The 14,788-nt window shown below is 38.7% G+C and carries 13 protein-coding genes; 9 read left to right on the forward strand and 4 right to left on the reverse strand.

The genetic code is table 11. The features are described from left to right. Positions 1 to 37: 37 nt before the first annotated feature. From ESZ39_RS13115 to sucD, 4 genes are all read left to right on the forward strand, one after another. Positions 38 to 2,842, forward strand: coding sequence for a 2-oxoglutarate dehydrogenase E1 component (locus ESZ39_RS13115; protein WP_146880347.1), 2,805 nt, complete (start codon positions 38 to 40; stop codon positions 2,840 to 2,842). Positions 2,843 to 2,893: 51 nt separating this feature from the next. Continuing rightward, a complete protein-coding gene (gene odhB / locus ESZ39_RS13120; protein ID WP_146880348.1) occupies positions 2,894 to 4,411 on the forward strand; it encodes a 2-oxoglutarate dehydrogenase complex dihydrolipoyllysine-residue succinyltransferase in 1,518 nt (505 codons plus the stop codon). A 162-nt stretch (positions 4,412 to 4,573) separates the two neighbouring features. Continuing rightward, positions 4,574 to 5,740 carry an ADP-forming succinate--CoA ligase subunit beta gene (sucC, locus tag ESZ39_RS13125; RefSeq protein ID WP_146880349.1) on the forward strand — a complete coding sequence of 389 codons (1,167 nt, stop codon included), beginning with the start codon at positions 4,574 to 4,576 and terminating at the stop codon, positions 5,738 to 5,740. After that, entirely contained in the window at positions 5,740 to 6,612 is an 873-nt protein-coding gene (gene sucD / locus ESZ39_RS13130; RefSeq protein ID WP_146880350.1) for a succinate--CoA ligase subunit alpha, read from the forward strand. Before sucC ends, sucD begins: the two co-directional genes overlap by 1 nt. Positions 6,613 to 6,676: 64 nt before the next feature. Here sucD and ESZ39_RS13135 read toward each other — a convergent pair whose 3' ends face one another. Continuing rightward, positions 6,677 to 7,009 (reverse strand): type II toxin-antitoxin system RelE/ParE family toxin, encoded by a 333-nt coding sequence (locus ESZ39_RS13135; protein WP_146880351.1) that lies wholly within the window; start codon positions 7,007 to 7,009, stop codon positions 6,677 to 6,679. Between the two features lie 9 nt (positions 7,010 to 7,018). Further along, positions 7,019 to 7,255, reverse strand: a complete 237-nt coding sequence (locus ESZ39_RS13140; RefSeq protein WP_081180883.1) for a type II toxin-antitoxin system Phd/YefM family antitoxin — start codon at positions 7,253 to 7,255, stop codon at positions 7,019 to 7,021. A gap of 249 nt (positions 7,256 to 7,504) precedes the next feature. On the opposite strand from ESZ39_RS13140, the gene ESZ39_RS13145 reads away from it, so the two are divergent. Beyond that, a complete protein-coding gene (locus ESZ39_RS13145; RefSeq protein ID WP_146880352.1) occupies positions 7,505 to 7,828 on the forward strand; it encodes a ribonuclease E inhibitor RraB in 324 nt (107 codons plus the stop codon). A 506-nt stretch (positions 7,829 to 8,334) separates the two neighbouring features. Here ESZ39_RS13145 and ESZ39_RS13150 read toward each other — a convergent pair. After that, positions 8,335 to 9,267, reverse strand: coding sequence for an exopolyphosphatase (locus ESZ39_RS13150; protein WP_146880353.1), 933 nt, complete (start codon positions 9,265 to 9,267; stop codon positions 8,335 to 8,337). Between the two features lie 524 nt (positions 9,268 to 9,791). On the opposite strand from ESZ39_RS13150, the gene ESZ39_RS13155 reads away from it, so the two are divergent. From ESZ39_RS13155 to ESZ39_RS13170, 4 genes are all read left to right on the forward strand, one after another. Continuing rightward, positions 9,792 to 10,313: an EF-hand domain-containing protein gene (locus tag ESZ39_RS13155; protein ID WP_146880355.1), complete on the forward strand. Its 522-nt coding sequence runs from the start codon at positions 9,792 to 9,794 to the stop codon at positions 10,311 to 10,313. An 850-nt stretch (positions 10,314 to 11,163) separates the two neighbouring features. Next, positions 11,164 to 11,478, forward strand: coding sequence for a DUF3545 family protein (locus ESZ39_RS13160; protein ID WP_223270384.1), 315 nt, complete (start codon positions 11,164 to 11,166; stop codon positions 11,476 to 11,478). A gap of 232 nt (positions 11,479 to 11,710) precedes the next feature. After that, positions 11,711 to 13,015 carry an inosine/guanosine kinase gene (locus tag ESZ39_RS13165; protein ID WP_146880357.1) on the forward strand — a complete coding sequence of 435 codons (1,305 nt, stop codon included), beginning with the start codon at positions 11,711 to 11,713 and terminating at the stop codon, positions 13,013 to 13,015. Positions 13,016 to 13,178: 163 nt separating this feature from the next. After that, positions 13,179 to 14,069: a cation diffusion facilitator family transporter gene (locus tag ESZ39_RS13170; protein WP_146880358.1), complete on the forward strand. Its 891-nt coding sequence runs from the start codon at positions 13,179 to 13,181 to the stop codon at positions 14,067 to 14,069. Positions 14,070 to 14,283: 214 nt separating this feature from the next. Here the strand turns inward: ESZ39_RS13170 and ESZ39_RS13175 are convergent, their stop codons facing one another. Next, positions 14,284 to 14,676 (reverse strand): hypothetical protein, encoded by a 393-nt coding sequence (locus tag ESZ39_RS13175; protein WP_146880360.1) that lies wholly within the window; start codon positions 14,674 to 14,676, stop codon positions 14,284 to 14,286. Between the last annotated feature and the right edge of the window lie 112 nt (positions 14,677 to 14,788).

Genomic DNA, 14,788 nt, shown 5'->3' on the forward strand with positions numbered 1-14,788 from the left:
ATGTTTTGATTGCTTTTATCCCATAAAGGAACAGGCAATGCCCGAAGGTGCTATGAAGGCTTGGATAGAGTCTTCCCATTTAAGTGGTGCAAACGCTGCTTATATCGAAGAATTATACGAATCTTATCTTAATAACTCACAATCTGTTACTGCAGAGTGGCGAGGTATTTTCCAACAACTTCCAAAAATTGAAGGTGCTGACGTTGAATATCGGCATTCTGAAATCCGCGATGAATTTAAAGAGTTGGCCCAGCAAACACAAAAAACCGTGATTGTTTCAGGTGGCAGCGACGCTAAGCAAGTCAAAGTTTTACAACTCATTAATGCTTTTCGATTTCGCGGACATCAAAATGCTAACCTTGACCCGTTAGGGTTATGGAAGCGCGACAAAGTACGTGACCTGCAGTTATCCCACCATGATCTATCAGAGAATGATTTTGATCGTGAGTTTAAAATTGGTTCATTGGCAACTGGCCATGACTCAATGAAACTTGGCGACTTATATAAAGCCCTTAAAACGACTTATTGTGGTTCTATTGGTGCAGAATACATGCACATCAACTCGACTGATGAAAAGCGTTGGTTACAACAACGTCTGGAATCAGTGCAATCACAAGCTGTGCTTAGTGTTGAAGAGAAAGAAGAGATATTTAAGGGATTGGTCGCGGCCGATGGACTTGAAAAGTACTTAGGGGCTAAATTCCCTGGTGCAAAACGCTTCTCTCTTGAAGGTGCTGACGCGCTAGTCCCGATGCTTAAACAACTCATTACTCGTGCTGGTACACAAGGTGCTAAAGAAGTAGTGATGGGTATGGCTCACCGTGGTCGTTTAAATGTGCTAGTCAATGTCATGGGTAAAAACCCTTCTAAGCTATTTGACGAGTTTGGTGGCAAGCATGATGAAATTTTATCTTCTGGTGACGTTAAATATCATCAAGGTTATTCGTCTGACTTCGTCACCCCAGGTGGCAATGTTCATTTAGCACTCGCCTTTAATCCATCGCATCTTGAAATTGTTAACCCTGTGGTTATCGGTTCTGTGCGTGCACGATTAGACCGTCGTGATTGTACCGAGGGTGATTTAGTTTTACCTATCACCATTCACGGTGATTCAGCAATTGCCGGTCAAGGTGTTGTGCAAGAAACCTTTAATATGTCGCAAGCACGGGCATTTAAAGTTGGCGGTACTATTCGTATCGTGGTGAATAACCAAGTAGGCTTTACGACATCAAGTTCAGAAGACACCCGCAGTGGTGAATACTGTACTGAAGTGGCAAAAATGGTTTCAGCCCCTATTCTTCACGTTAATGGTGACGACCCTGAAGCGGTGATCTTAGCCACACAAATCGCCCTTGATTACCGTAATGAATTTAAACGTGATGTGGTGATTGATCTTGTTTGTTACCGCCGCCACGGTCATAACGAAGCCGATGAGCCTAGTGCCACTCAGCCAGTTATGTACAAAAAAATTAAAAAGCATTCGACACCTCGTCAACTTTACGCTGATAAACTTAATGCTGAAAATTCGTTGAACAAAGCTAAGACCGATGAGCTAACCGCTTATTATCGTAAATTGCTTGATGAAGGCCAATGTACTGTAGAACAGTGGCGTCCGATGACAGAGCATTCTGTTGATTGGTCACCTTATATTGGTCATAACTGGGATGACGATTACGATAAAGAAATTTCGCTTGAGAAGTTAAAAGAACTTGCCAATAAAATTTCAAGTATTCCAGAAGGCTTTCCGGTACATAATCGGGTAAATAAAATTTACGACGATCGTGTGAAAATGGCCAGCGGTGAAAAATTACTGGATTGGGGCATGGCAGAAAACTTAGCTTATGCTTCAATTGTTGATTTAGGCAAGCGTGTTCGTCTGACCGGTCAAGATTCAGGTCGTGGTACTTTCTTCCATCGTCATGCTGTTTTACACAATCAAGACGATGCTAGCTGTTACTTGCCATTACAAAATATTCGTGAGGGTCAAGGTCCATTCAACGTCAATGACTCAGTACTATCAGAAGTATCAGTATTAGCGTTTGAATATGGCTATACCACAGCAGAGCCGAGTGGCTTGACGCTTTGGGAAGCACAATTTGGTGATTTTGCTAACTGTGCACAAGTGGTGTTTGATCAATTTATCAGCTCAGGTGAACAAAAGTGGGGCCGCTTATGTGGCTTAACTATGCTGTTACCTCATGGCTATGAAGGTCAAGGTCCAGAGCATTCATCAGCACGTTTAGAACGATTTTTACAACTGTGTGCTGATCACAATATGCAAGTTTGTGTACCGTCAACGCCAGCGCAAGTGTTTAATATGTTACGACGTCAAGTGGTACGCCCTATGCGTCGTCCATTGGTGGTTATGTCGCCTAAATCATTATTGCGTCACCCGATGGCAGTGTCTTCATTAGAAGAGCTTTCTACCGGTGTGTTCCATAATGTTATTGGTGAAGTTGATGAACTTGATGCTGACAGTGTCGAACGCGTAGTGTTCTGTAGTGGTAAAGTTTACTACGAACTACTCGACCAACGTCGTAAGAATGAGCAAACTAATGTTGCTATCATTCGTATCGAACAATTATATCCGTTCCCAGAAGATGAGCTAAAAGCTGAGATTGCAAAATATCAGCATGTTAAGCAATTCGTTTGGTGTCAGGAAGAACCGCAAAATCAAGGTGCTTGGTACTGTTCACAGCATCACTTTAGAGCGGCACTCCCTGAAAAAGGCTATTTGACATATGCAGGTCGTAATGCCTCTGCAGCACCAGCTGTAGGTTATATGTCAGTACACGTAAAAGAACAACAGGCGCTAGTTTATGACGCGCTTAATGTGGAATAGACCCTCTTTTTTATAAAGAGATTAATTAAGAGTGTGTAAGGAATTATATAAATGACAACCGAAATCAAGGTTCCCGTTTTACCTGAATCAGTTGCAGATGCAACAATAGCGACTTGGCATGTACAAGTAGGCGACAAAGTGTCTCGTGATCAAGTATTAGTAGATATCGAAACTGACAAAGTGGTACTTGAAGTACCAGCAACGTCAGATGGCGTTATTACTGAGATATCTCAAGCTGAAGGTGCTACGGTTTTAGGCGAGCAAGTTATTGCTATTTTGTCTGAAGGTAAAGCATCTGAAGGCAAGAGTGAAGAAGCTGCACCAGAAAAAGCTGCAGCCACCGCAACGGCATCTAAAACATCAGACAGTGCAGTTAAAGTGATTGATATTGTTGTGCCAGTATTGCCAGAATCAGTTGCTGATGCAACGGTAGCATCGTGGCACGTTGCTGAAGGCGATACAGTCACTGTTGATCAAAACTTAGTTGATATTGAAACTGACAAAGTGGTTTTAGAAGTCGTCGCGCAAGAAAATGGCGTTATTGGCAAAATAATCCACGTTGAAGGTGATACGGTATTAGGCAGCCAAAAACTGGGTGAGCTTAACGCCGGTGCTACAACGAGCGCAGCGCCAGTTGCTTCGGCTGAAGAGGCTATCAGTTCAGACGAACTAGCTGGCCCATCAGTACGTCGTTTAATGACCGAAAAAGGTCTAACGGCTAGCGATGTTACTGGCACAGGTAAGGGCGGTCGTATTTCTAAAGAAGACGTAGAAGCCGCAGCCCTTTCTGCTAAAAGTACGCCAAAAGCAGCACCAGCTAAAGCAGCGGCGCCAGCGCCAACTGCACAAGCTTCTGCCGCATTAGGTGAGCGTAGACAAAAACGTGTACCGATGACACGTTTGCGTAAAACAATCGCAACACGTTTATTGGAAGCGAAAAATTCAACGGCCATGTTAACCACGTTTAACGAAGTTAACATGAAGCCAATTATGGATCTTCGTACGCAATATAAAGACGTATTTGAAAAAACTCATGATACCCGTTTAGGTTTTATGTCGTTCTACGTTAAAGCAGTAACTGAAGCTCTTAAGCGCTACCCAGCGATTAATGCGTCACTTGACGGTGATGACATTGTTTATCATAACTTTTTCGACATATCGATTGCGGTGTCTACGCCACGTGGTTTAGTTACCCCCGTATTACGTGATGCTGATCAATTAAGCATGGCTGGTATCGAGAACGGTATTCGCGCCTTAGCGATTAAAGGTCGTGACGGAAAATTAACTATGGACGAAATGCAAGGTGGTAATTTTACTATCACTAATGGCGGCGTTTTTGGTTCATTAATTTCAACACCTATTCTTAACTTACCACAAGCGGCAATTTTGGGTATGCACAAAATCCAAGACCGCCCAATGGCTGTTAATGGCAAAGTTGAAATTTTACCTATGATGTACCTAGCACTCTCTTATGACCATCGTTTAGTTGATGGCAAAGAATCTGTAGGTTTCTTAGTAACTATTAAAGAGCTGTTGGAAGACCCAACACGCTTGTTACTGAACATATAGTAAGTAGTAATAATAAAATCTTTTGTTCGACGTAGACTATAGTATTAGGCTCTAAGGACTATGTTCTTTAGGGCTTTTGTACTATAATCTGTCGACTTTTTTCGATGGTAGTAATTTTATGATTATTGCCATTTTCATCTACAGATAAATGGATAAAACACCATGAATTTGCATGAATATCAAGCGAAACAATTATTCGCTGAATATGGTTTACCAGTTTCTGAAGGGTTCGCTTGCGACACTCCTCAAGAAGCGGCAGAAGCAGCTGATAAAATCGGCGGCACAATGTGGGTTGTTAAAACTCAAGTACACGCCGGTGGCCGTGGTAAAGCTGGCGGTGTTAAGCTAGTTAAAACAAAACAAGAAATTAAAGATTTCGCCCAAAACTGGTTAGGTAAAAACTTAGTGACTTACCAAACTGACGAACATGGTCAGCCAGTGGCTAAAATTTTGGTAGAAAGCTGTACAGATATTGCTAACGAATTATATCTTGGTGCGGTTGTAGACCGCGCTAGTCGTAGAGTAGTATTCATGGCCTCTACTGAAGGCGGTGTTGATATCGAGAAGATTGCTGAAGAGACTCCTGAGTTAATTCATCAAGCTGAAATCGATCCTCTTGTTGGCGCTCAACCATACCAAGCACGTGAATTAGGCTTCAAGTTAGGTTTAAACCCAACGCAAATGAAGCAATTTGTTAAGATCTTTTTAGGTCTTGCAAAAATGTTTGAAGATTTCGATTTCGCCTTATTAGAAATTAACCCGTTAGTTATTACTGACGAAGGTAATCTTCACTGTTTAGATGGCAAAATTGGTATCGATGGTAATGCTTTATACCGTCAACCTAAAATGCGCGCGTTCCACGATCCATCTCAAGAAGATGAACGTGAAGCTCATGCAGCACGCTTTGAATTAAACTACGTAGCCTTAGATGGCAACGTTGGTTGTATGGTTAACGGTGCCGGCCTTGCAATGGGCACAATGGATATCGTTAATTTACACGGCGGCAAGCCAGCTAACTTCCTAGATGTTGGCGGCGGGGCGACTAAAGAACGTGTTTCTGAAGCATTCAAAATCATTCTTTCTGACGACAACGTTAAAGCTGTTTTAGTTAACATCTTTGGTGGCATCGTTCGTTGTGACATGATCGCTGAAGGTATTATTGGCGCGGTTAAAGAAGTCGGCGTTAAAGTACCTGTTGTAGTACGTTTAGAAGGTACTAATGCTGAACTAGGTCGTGATGTTCTTAAAAACTCTGGCTTAGATATCATTGCTGCTGAGTCATTATCTGATGCAGCAACTAAAGTTGTAGCAGCTGCGGAGGGCAAATAATGTCTGTCTTAATTAACAAAGATACTAAAGTAATTTGTCAAGGTTTCACTGGTGGTCAAGGTACATTCCATTCAGAACAAGCACTTGAGTACGGTACACAAATGGTTGGTGGCGTAAGCCCAGGTAAAGGCGGTCAAACGCATTTAGGCCTACCAGTATTTAATACAGTACGTGAAGCAGTAGAAGCAACTGGCGCAACAGCAACAGTTATCTACGTTCCAGCTCCGTTTTGTAAAGATGCAATTTTAGAAGCAATTGATGCAGGCATCGAGCTTATTGTTACTATCACTGAAGGTATTCCTACTTTAGATATGGTTGACGTTAAAGCTAAGCTTGATCAATCCGGCGTTCGTATGATCGGTCCTAACTGCCCAGGTGTTATTACTCCTGGCGAAACTAAGATTGGTATCATGCCTGGTCATATCCATTTACCAGGTAAAGTAGGTATTGTTTCACGTTCTGGTACGTTAACCTACGAAGCCGTTAAGCAAACGACTGATGCAGGTTTTGGCCAATCTACTTGTGTAGGTATTGGTGGTGACCCGATTCCAGGAACTAACTTCATCGACGTATTGGAAATGTTCCAAAACGATCCACAAACTGAAGCAATTGTAATGATTGGTGAAATTGGCGGAACTGCTGAAGAAGAAGCGGCGGAATATATCAAAGCGAACGTTACTAAACCTGTAGTATCTTACATTGCTGGTGTTACTGCACCAGAAGGTAAGCGTATGGGTCACGCTGGCGCGATTATCGCCGGTGGTAAAGGTACAGCTGATGAGAAATTTGCAGCACTAGAAGCGGCCGGTGTTAAAACTGTTCGTTCTTTAGCTGAAATTGGCTCAGCACTTAAAGAGAAAACAGGTTGGTAAGCGATTCGCTTACAGCTTGTAATTCTTAATAAAAACCCGCTTTGAAGCGGGTTTTTTGTTTGCTTCACACGATACTTTTATTGTAAATATTACTTTGTGATAATAATGATTGAAAGTTCATACGTGTATGACAAAACAGGATTATCGTGATTTCTTCTTTTAATTGATCCAATTTGTATATAGTGCGATAGTTATTTTTTATAATTTCACGATATTTGTTTTCAAAATTAAATTGGCACTTTGTTCCTGAATTGGGGTGAACGATTAGCTGATTTTTCACATCATAAATTATTGCTAATATCTGTGCTTTTGCTTCATCAGCGGGTATTTTTTTAGCTAGCCAACTAATGGCCAATTTAATATCTATTTTTGCATTTTCTTCAATTAAAAATTTCATTTTATTTGTCTAAATGGATGAAAGAAACTCATCTAAATCGCTAACCTTATCTTTAGATATATTTATTTCACGGCTTATCATTAGCTCCATAAATGCAAGTTTTTCTTGTTGAGCTTGATAAGATTCCGCTGTTTGTACAACAAGAGATTCATTCCCATTTTGTGTAACGTACATTGGTTCAAATTCAAGTTCAGCATGTAGTCTGGCAGCATTTGCTTTCATGTAGCTGATTGGTTTTATGTTCATAGTTTACTCTCCGTTTTATCAACTAGCACAGTCCACCAAGACTTAATTCACGCTAGTGGTCTTAATTTAGTCTTGTTTTTTTGTGATGTCAATTGAATAATTATTAATAAGTGGGGTCATAATAAGCGGGGTCAGGTAGACATTAAGCTTTCACCAAAGTATTTAAAAATTATTAGACAGATACTCATTTTCATTTAAAACATTGCCGTTTATAATACCGCCATTAATTTTATAGCTTTGAAGAGTAATATGAACTTCCCAAAAGATGAAACAGGTAAAGTATTGTTTGAAATGCAAAAAGCAGGTATCGATTTAACTGTGATGCATACTATTGTTTTTTTTCACCTATTTGAAACACAAGAACAAGCAGAGGCTATGGCAGCTCATCTTGCTGAAATTGCACCTGATATTATTTGCGATGTTCACATTGATGAAAATCCAAAAGCGTGGGATTTAGATTGTTCAATAAAAGTACTCCCTCTTTATGATGCAATTATTGCTCAAGAAGCTCAGTTTGAACAAATAGTAACTCAGTTTAATGGTTATACTGATGGTTGGGGAATTGAAGCTTAAATAACTAAAGGAAGATTAGAAAAATCAAAGGGATCAGAATTGTTTTATTATTTCGAGTAATTCTCTCAGGCTTTATTCTCTTTCACTATGTGCTTTGCTGTTCAGGTTACAGTGGGGGAATGCAAAGAAGAGTTCTGTGTCTACTTCCCCTTGGGTGAAGTGCCGTTGCACGCCAAGCAGAGATCTAAACTCATGCTTCACTAACTAATACCAATTACATTAAGTTATTGCTCACTTGTACTAGTTAAAATAGCTCAAGGCTGTGTTGCTCTCACTCCCAATAGCCAGCTATTGCTCAATCGAGCGCCTTACCTTGAATTATTTTTCCTGCGCACAACAAGATCACAAACTTAATGGAACTGGTATAATATATCTATACCATCGTTTATTTAGCTGGTGAAGCATGATAAATGCAATAATTACCATACTGCAAAAACAAGAAAACTCTATAAAATAGAGTTTTAAAATATTCGACATCACGATAATTAAGTCAGTATTAACAAAAATTAGCCATCAGCGTTAATGGTTGAAATTAGTTCAACAAGACAAGTTTCATGCTGTTCATGTGGCACCTGACAAGTACCTGCTGCATTATGCCCACCACCGTTATATTTCAACATTAACTCGCCAACATTTGTTTTTGAACTGCGATCAAAAATAGATTTTCCGGTAGCAAAAACTGTGTTTTGCTTTTTAAGTCCCCACATAATATGAATGGAAATATTACATTGTGGAAATAAGGCATAAATAACAAAGCGGTTACCGGAATAAATAATCTCTTCTGCTCTTAAATCCAAGACAATTAAGTTGCCGTGAACCGTTGCACAACGTTTAATTTGTGCTTTAAATCTCTCTTCATGTTCAAAGTAAAGATCGGTTCTTTCCTTTACATCAGGTAGTGCTAATAATTGGTCAATGCTGTGATCTTTACCAAAATCGATTAAAGCCATCATTAGCTCATAGTTTGAGATACGAAAGTCTCTAAAGCGTCCCAAGCCGGTGCGAGAATCCATTATGAAATTAAGTAATTCCCAGCGCTTAGCATGTAAAACCTCTTCTATATTAAATTGCGCAGAATCGCCTTTATCAACTGCTTCCATCATACTTGTCCACCTTGCAGGAAAGGTTTCCAAGCCACCGTAGTAATCATAAACAACGCGAGCAGCTGAAGGCGCATCAGGGTCAATCATATGATTATCACGTTTTTCATTGCGCAGAGTTTCACTGTGGTGGTGATCAAAAGCGATATGAATACCGTCAACATAAGGTAAGTTGGTTGAAATATCATTTTGCCCTACGGAAATAATTCCGTCCTGCATATCTTTAGGATGTACAAAGAGAATATCGTCAACTAAATTAATATGTTTTAGTAAGATTGCACAAACTAAACCATCAAAATCACTACGAGTTACCAACCGGTATTTTTTATTATCCAACATTTATTATCTCCTATAGATATAATTTTTATATTTATTACTGTATTTTTGATTTAAGCATAATTAAAGTAAATTAATTAGGGGCATAACGAATTTAAGTTTACATTAAGTGCTTTTAGTTTGGCTTTTACCTGTTCAGCATATCGTCGTGTTGCTGAAGTTAAAGCAAACAAATTTACGCAGACATTATTAGTCACCATATCATTAAGTTTTTTTGTATGTTGGCCATAACACCAAATAATAATCAAAACTCACAGCGATATTTTTGGTTTTATTAAGTAATAAATTGATTAATTTAATGGGTGTACTAGCTTAAATGATACAGATATGTATTATTTTCAGGAGTGGCTTATCATTTTAATCTTAACCTTAACTTTAAATTAATATACGTCAACAGACTAATTACACAGATGTTAAGTACACTATAACTGTTGTTTGAGATCAATTTAAATCTACGTAATCGAGCTATTATATTATAGAAAATCAGAGCGTTAAACAGCTAATTAGCAATCTATAGGAGAATAATAATGAAAAAAACATTCAAGGTAATGTCCTTAATTTCAGTAGCTTTTTTAAGTGTTACATCGGTATCTACGATCTCAGCTGAGTTGCCAGTGCGTGGCCCTATTGCTTTTGCTACCTATGATAGTAATGGTGACGGGTTCATTAGTGAGCAAGAGTTCAACCAAGCCAGAAGTGATGGTATGGCAACGAAAGCAGCTAATGGCGTAGTTATGAAACAGGCTGGTAAAGGTCAAGGCTACAGTATGGAACCAGGGCGCAGAAAAGCTGCAGGTATGAGTAAAGGCAGAAATATGGCTAGCTTCACAAAATTCGATTTAAATGGTGATGGTGTTATCTTAAAACAGGAATTTTATGATGCTAGAGCTGCAAGAACAAAAGTGGGGGTCAAAAAGGGGTATCCTATGCGTAATCTCGCTAATGCCCCCAGCTTTGAAGATATTGACAGCGATGGTAACGGAGAAATATTATCAGAAGAGTTTGCTCAGTATTATGTTAATCACCGAAAAAACATAATGCAAAAGTAAACACTGATTTGACGTGAGGAATACTTTCGTTGAATTCTAATGACATGGGCTAAATAATTTAGCTAAGTCAAAGGTGCAATAAAGATAAATTTTATTGCACCTTAATAGTAATAATTATTAAACAAGCAACAAGTCGCTATTATTATGTTTTACCTAATAATAGCTTTTAAACGCCCGTTACCTTGCTGAAATATTTATTTTTAAGCATAACCTAATCGTTATTCAACACTAGAACTCCATCATTAAGTTGTATTCAGTTAATCAAAAATAACAGTCTTACTGCTACTTTAGCTATCACTCTAGCTTCGACTATTATACTGATTCAGTGGCGTTATCAGTACTAATACCAAATTGATCACTTAATTAATCAAATTGGTATAACTTCATTATTATTAACACCTAGCTAAAGAAATTAAGTGGTTAAAAAAATTTAAAGCCAAGGTTTTTTTGCCGTAAATTTTCAGGCTTATCTTTCGTATTAGCCTATTTGAAATTAGTTAATTTATCCAAAAATATAGCTTAGATAAATTTCATGCTAGGCGCACATTATAACAATTTAGCAAAGTTTTTGTTGTGAACAGGTGACCAGCATTAATGATGTCATCATTGTCTTGATTAAAAGTTGATTAAAAGTTGCTTTAAAGCTTCACACCTAAGTAGACAATAAAACGGCTAGCAGCAATGCACCATACTCCAGTGCAAAGTGCTAAGTTTGTGGCGCTATCAAATAAACCTAACCAAGCTAAATCGACCCAAGCTACGCATAGTTAACCAAACTGTCATATTTTATTCAAATAACTGTCATATAAATTGATTAATTTAAAGGAAACTACCAAGAGGAGTATCTGTGATGCAACCTAAAGAATGGCAAGAAGAAAACCTTAACGATATCGACGATTATTTCGAACATCAGAAGAAAAAAAACAGTAAACAAGCTAAGCGCAAGTGGCAAGAAATAGAGGCTTTTAAGGAAAAAAAAAGCATGCAGCGAGAAATGGTGTCTTATGATGACTATAGAATACCAATCCCATTAAGTTATTGCTCACTTGTACTAGTTAAAATAGCTCAATGCTGTGTTGCTCTCACTCCCAATAGCCAGCTATTGCTCAATCGAGCGCCTTACCTTGAGTTATTTTTCCTGCGCACAACAAGATCACAAACTTAATGGAACTGGTATAACACATTAATATGGAGTGTAGTAATACTTTCCCGTATTATGCTAGAGCGCAAATGATTGACATTTTGTTGTAGTTTGCGCTCTTTAATTTTATTTGTACTGATATTGAACTTCAAACTAGCGATTATATACATTTCTCCATAATTTAGGTGATGGTTCTGGTCAAACCAAATGGCAGTGCGCTATAATCCGTTTTTTGTCATTAACCGTGTATTACTTCATGAAGTTTCCCGGACGCCGTCAACACCGACATTATTTTCCTGTCGATAATAAAAACCCATTAACAAACCAAGTAAATCCTAGCGCTAAAGCTGCTCAAAACTATATTGTTGGTATAGATCAGGTTTTAGTGGATATTGAAGCTAAAGTTGATCAAGCGTTTTTGGATGAATTCGATTTAAAACTTGGTATGTCACAAGTTATCTCAGACGAAGTTACTCAGCGCCTTTATCAACGTTTGAAGGATGAATCGCTGATCAATTATGAATTTGCTGGCGGCACTATTGGCAATACTATGCATAATTACTCTGTGTTAGCGGATGACCGTTCAGTTTTACTGGGTGTCATGTCCAAAAATATACATGTTGGCGACTATGCCTACCGGTTTATCAGTAATACCTCTTCACGTGTTGATCTTAACTATCTTCAGCCCGTCGACGGCCCTATTGGTCGTTGTTTCACTTTGATTGATGATAACGGTGAACGCACTTTTGGCATTAATGCCGGCTTAATAAACCGCCTACATCCTGACTCTATTGATGAGTCATTAATTGCAGGGGCTTCAGCATTGGTTATTAGCTCTTATTTAATGCGCACACAAGCTGGCGACACCATGACAGAAGCGGCAATTAAGGCCGTAAAATGCGCAAATGCTGCTGGCGTACCTGTGGTACTAACCTTAGGCACTAAATTTTTAATCGAAGAAGAACCTGAATTTTGGCGAGATTTTGTCCAAAAGTATGTCAACATACTGACCATGAACGAAGAAGAAGCATTAGCCATAACCGGTATTGAAGAACCGCTACTCGCTGCGGATAAATGTCTTGATTGGGTTGATATGGTTATTTGCACCGCCGGTAAGCATGGCTTATATATGGCAGGCTATGTTGATGAAATGTTTAAACGAGAAAGCGAATACCCATTATTATCAGGTGAAATAGATGAGTTTAACCGTTATGAATATTCTCGTCCCATGCTATTGAAAGACTGCCATCAACCGATGCGAATATATACCCATTCTGCACCTTATATGGGAGGACCTGAAAGTATCAAAAATACTAATGGCGCTGGAGACGCAGCGCTTGCTGCTGTATTACATGACTTAAGTGCCAATGTGTATCATAAAAATACTGTGGCAAACTCAAGCAAGCATGAACAGCCAGCCTTAACTTACTCGTCATTATCGCAAATGAGTAAGTACGCCAACAGAGTCAGTTATGAGGTGTTAGTACAACATTCTCCGCGCTTGTCTCGTGGCTTACCTGAGCGAGAAGACAGTTTAGACCAAGCCTATTGGTCACAGTAGCTAACTTTGAACTTGCTGATAAAAATCCAGCAGTATTTAAGCGGCTGTTACGGTGGCGACTATTTAGCTAGCTAAATTAAGACTACAATAATGACGTTTTTTAACTGATAAAAGCATATGGCACTTGCTATGAATTACTTTAATGAGATATTAACTTTTTTGCATGACTACTCTAACAACACATAAATCATCACAACGGCGTTTATTGATTGCATTGGCTATTACCAGCGTGTTTATGTTGCTCCAGCTTGTTGGTGCCACCTATGCAAATTCTTTGGCGGTATATGCGGATGCTGGGCATTTGTTTGTGCATAATAGTTCACTATTTATTGCCTTAATAGCTTCAACCTTAGCGATAAAGTTTGGTCAAACTTTTAGTGATGGCTATCGTCGATTAGAGCTTTCAGGTGGTTTGATTAATGGTACATTATATTTACTGATCAGTTGTTGGATTTTACTGCAAGGTGCAGAGCGATTATTTGGCCACGAGCATCATGATGAACATGAAATAAACACCTTTGTTATGTCGGCGGTTGCCTCGTTAGGTTTTCTATTTCACGGCGCGTCAGCCTATGTTCTATATAAAGGTCGAAAAGATAGTGTTAATGTTTATGCGGTTTTTTTGCATACCTTTTTTGATCTACTATCCACCATAGTGACCTTTGTTACCAGTATTGTTATTCATGTTACGGGTTGGACAATTGTCGATTCGTTGTCGAGCATACTTATTTCTGTATTTGTACTTTATACCGGCTCCAAACTGCTTTATAAATGTATTAAAGGTTTGTTCTTTAATGGCGTTCGTTTACCGGCATTGAAGAAAATTGAAACGGTGCTGCAAGGTTTAGAGCACATAGACAATGTGCACAATTTAATTGTTAAAAGTGACAACGGCCAAGTGGTGGTAGGTGCTCATATCGTGCTAAAACATCAATGTACTTTAGAAAAACACGATGAAGTATGCCGCTTTCAAGTAGAGCGCGTGCTAAGGGAAAAGTTTGATATAAATACCAGCGTTCTGCAAATTGAAGCGAGTGGCTGTAAGCACAGTTAATCATGTTTAACCATTTTTTAACCATGCTTTAACCATGTTTAATTATTTTTAACTACGCTATTAATATCAGTTTAAATTTACTTAAACTCTAATTGCTTACAATATAAGCCCACTAATCAGAGTTGATAATCTCTTATCGTATCGGTTAGTTCTCTCTGAAATAATCTTTATTGGTATAATGTATGCCAAAAACAAATCACGCTTTAAAAAATAGTTAACTTTTAGCGAGCGAACAACGGGTGATCTGACGTTGATAGAGACGATAAATAAAGTCTTTTTCATAGCTACTGTTAATCGTAATTTTTAATAAAGCTAGCTGAGCCATAAAAGGAGATTTTTTTGACAGGTGTAAGCCCCACTCTTTGTAGCCAAGATTAAAAGCGTTAGTTATTAGCGCCTCATCCATATTTTGCTGACGTAGGGCGTATTCAAGCCTGGCTCTTGAGCCAACAAGGCTACTAATACAATCCAGTTTCAGTAAACGAATAGCTTGGCTGTAACTGTTAACGCTTACTTTGTTTAATAAATTATCTTGGTCAAATTTTTTATTAAAATGCGCATTTCTGATCACGCCAATACTTTTAAGTTTATATAATACCAATCCCATTAAGTTATTGCTCACTTGTACTAGTTAAAATAGCTCAAGGCTGTGTTGCTCTCACTCCCAATAGCCAGCTATTGCTCAATCGAGCGCCTTACCTTGAATTATTTTTCCTGCG

Source organism: Colwellia sp. C1TZA3, assembly GCF_007954265.1.
Taxonomy (GTDB): domain Bacteria; phylum Pseudomonadota; class Gammaproteobacteria; order Enterobacterales; family Alteromonadaceae; genus Cognaticolwellia.

Coding starts and splice junctions, on each gene's coding strand:
- ESZ39_RS13160 (WP_223270384.1), top strand. CDS start 11,164: ATGCAACCTAAAGAATGGCAAGAAGAAAACCTTAACGATATCGACGAT.
- odhB (WP_146880348.1), top strand. CDS start 2,894: ATGACAACCGAAATCAAGGTTCCCGTTTTACCTGAATCAGTTGCAGAT.
- ESZ39_RS13140 (WP_081180883.1), bottom strand. CDS start 7,255: ATGAACATAAAACCAATCAGCTACATGAAAGCAAATGCTGCCAGACTA.
- ESZ39_RS13165 (WP_146880357.1), top strand. CDS start 11,711: ATGAAGTTTCCCGGACGCCGTCAACACCGACATTATTTTCCTGTCGAT.
- ESZ39_RS13135 (WP_146880351.1), bottom strand. CDS start 7,009: ATGAAATTTTTAATTGAAGAAAATGCAAAAATAGATATTAAATTGGCC.
- ESZ39_RS13115 (WP_146880347.1), top strand. CDS start 38: ATGCCCGAAGGTGCTATGAAGGCTTGGATAGAGTCTTCCCATTTAAGT.
- ESZ39_RS13155 (WP_146880355.1), top strand. CDS start 9,792: ATGAAAAAAACATTCAAGGTAATGTCCTTAATTTCAGTAGCTTTTTTA.
- sucC (WP_146880349.1), top strand. CDS start 4,574: ATGAATTTGCATGAATATCAAGCGAAACAATTATTCGCTGAATATGGT.
- sucD (WP_146880350.1), top strand. CDS start 5,740: ATGTCTGTCTTAATTAACAAAGATACTAAAGTAATTTGTCAAGGTTTC.
- ESZ39_RS13175 (WP_146880360.1), bottom strand. CDS start 14,676: ATGGGATTGGTATTATATAAACTTAAAAGTATTGGCGTGATCAGAAAT.
- ESZ39_RS13145 (WP_146880352.1), top strand. CDS start 7,505: ATGAACTTCCCAAAAGATGAAACAGGTAAAGTATTGTTTGAAATGCAA.
- ESZ39_RS13150 (WP_146880353.1), bottom strand. CDS start 9,267: ATGTTGGATAATAAAAAATACCGGTTGGTAACTCGTAGTGATTTTGAT.
- ESZ39_RS13170 (WP_146880358.1), top strand. CDS start 13,179: ATGACTACTCTAACAACACATAAATCATCACAACGGCGTTTATTGATT.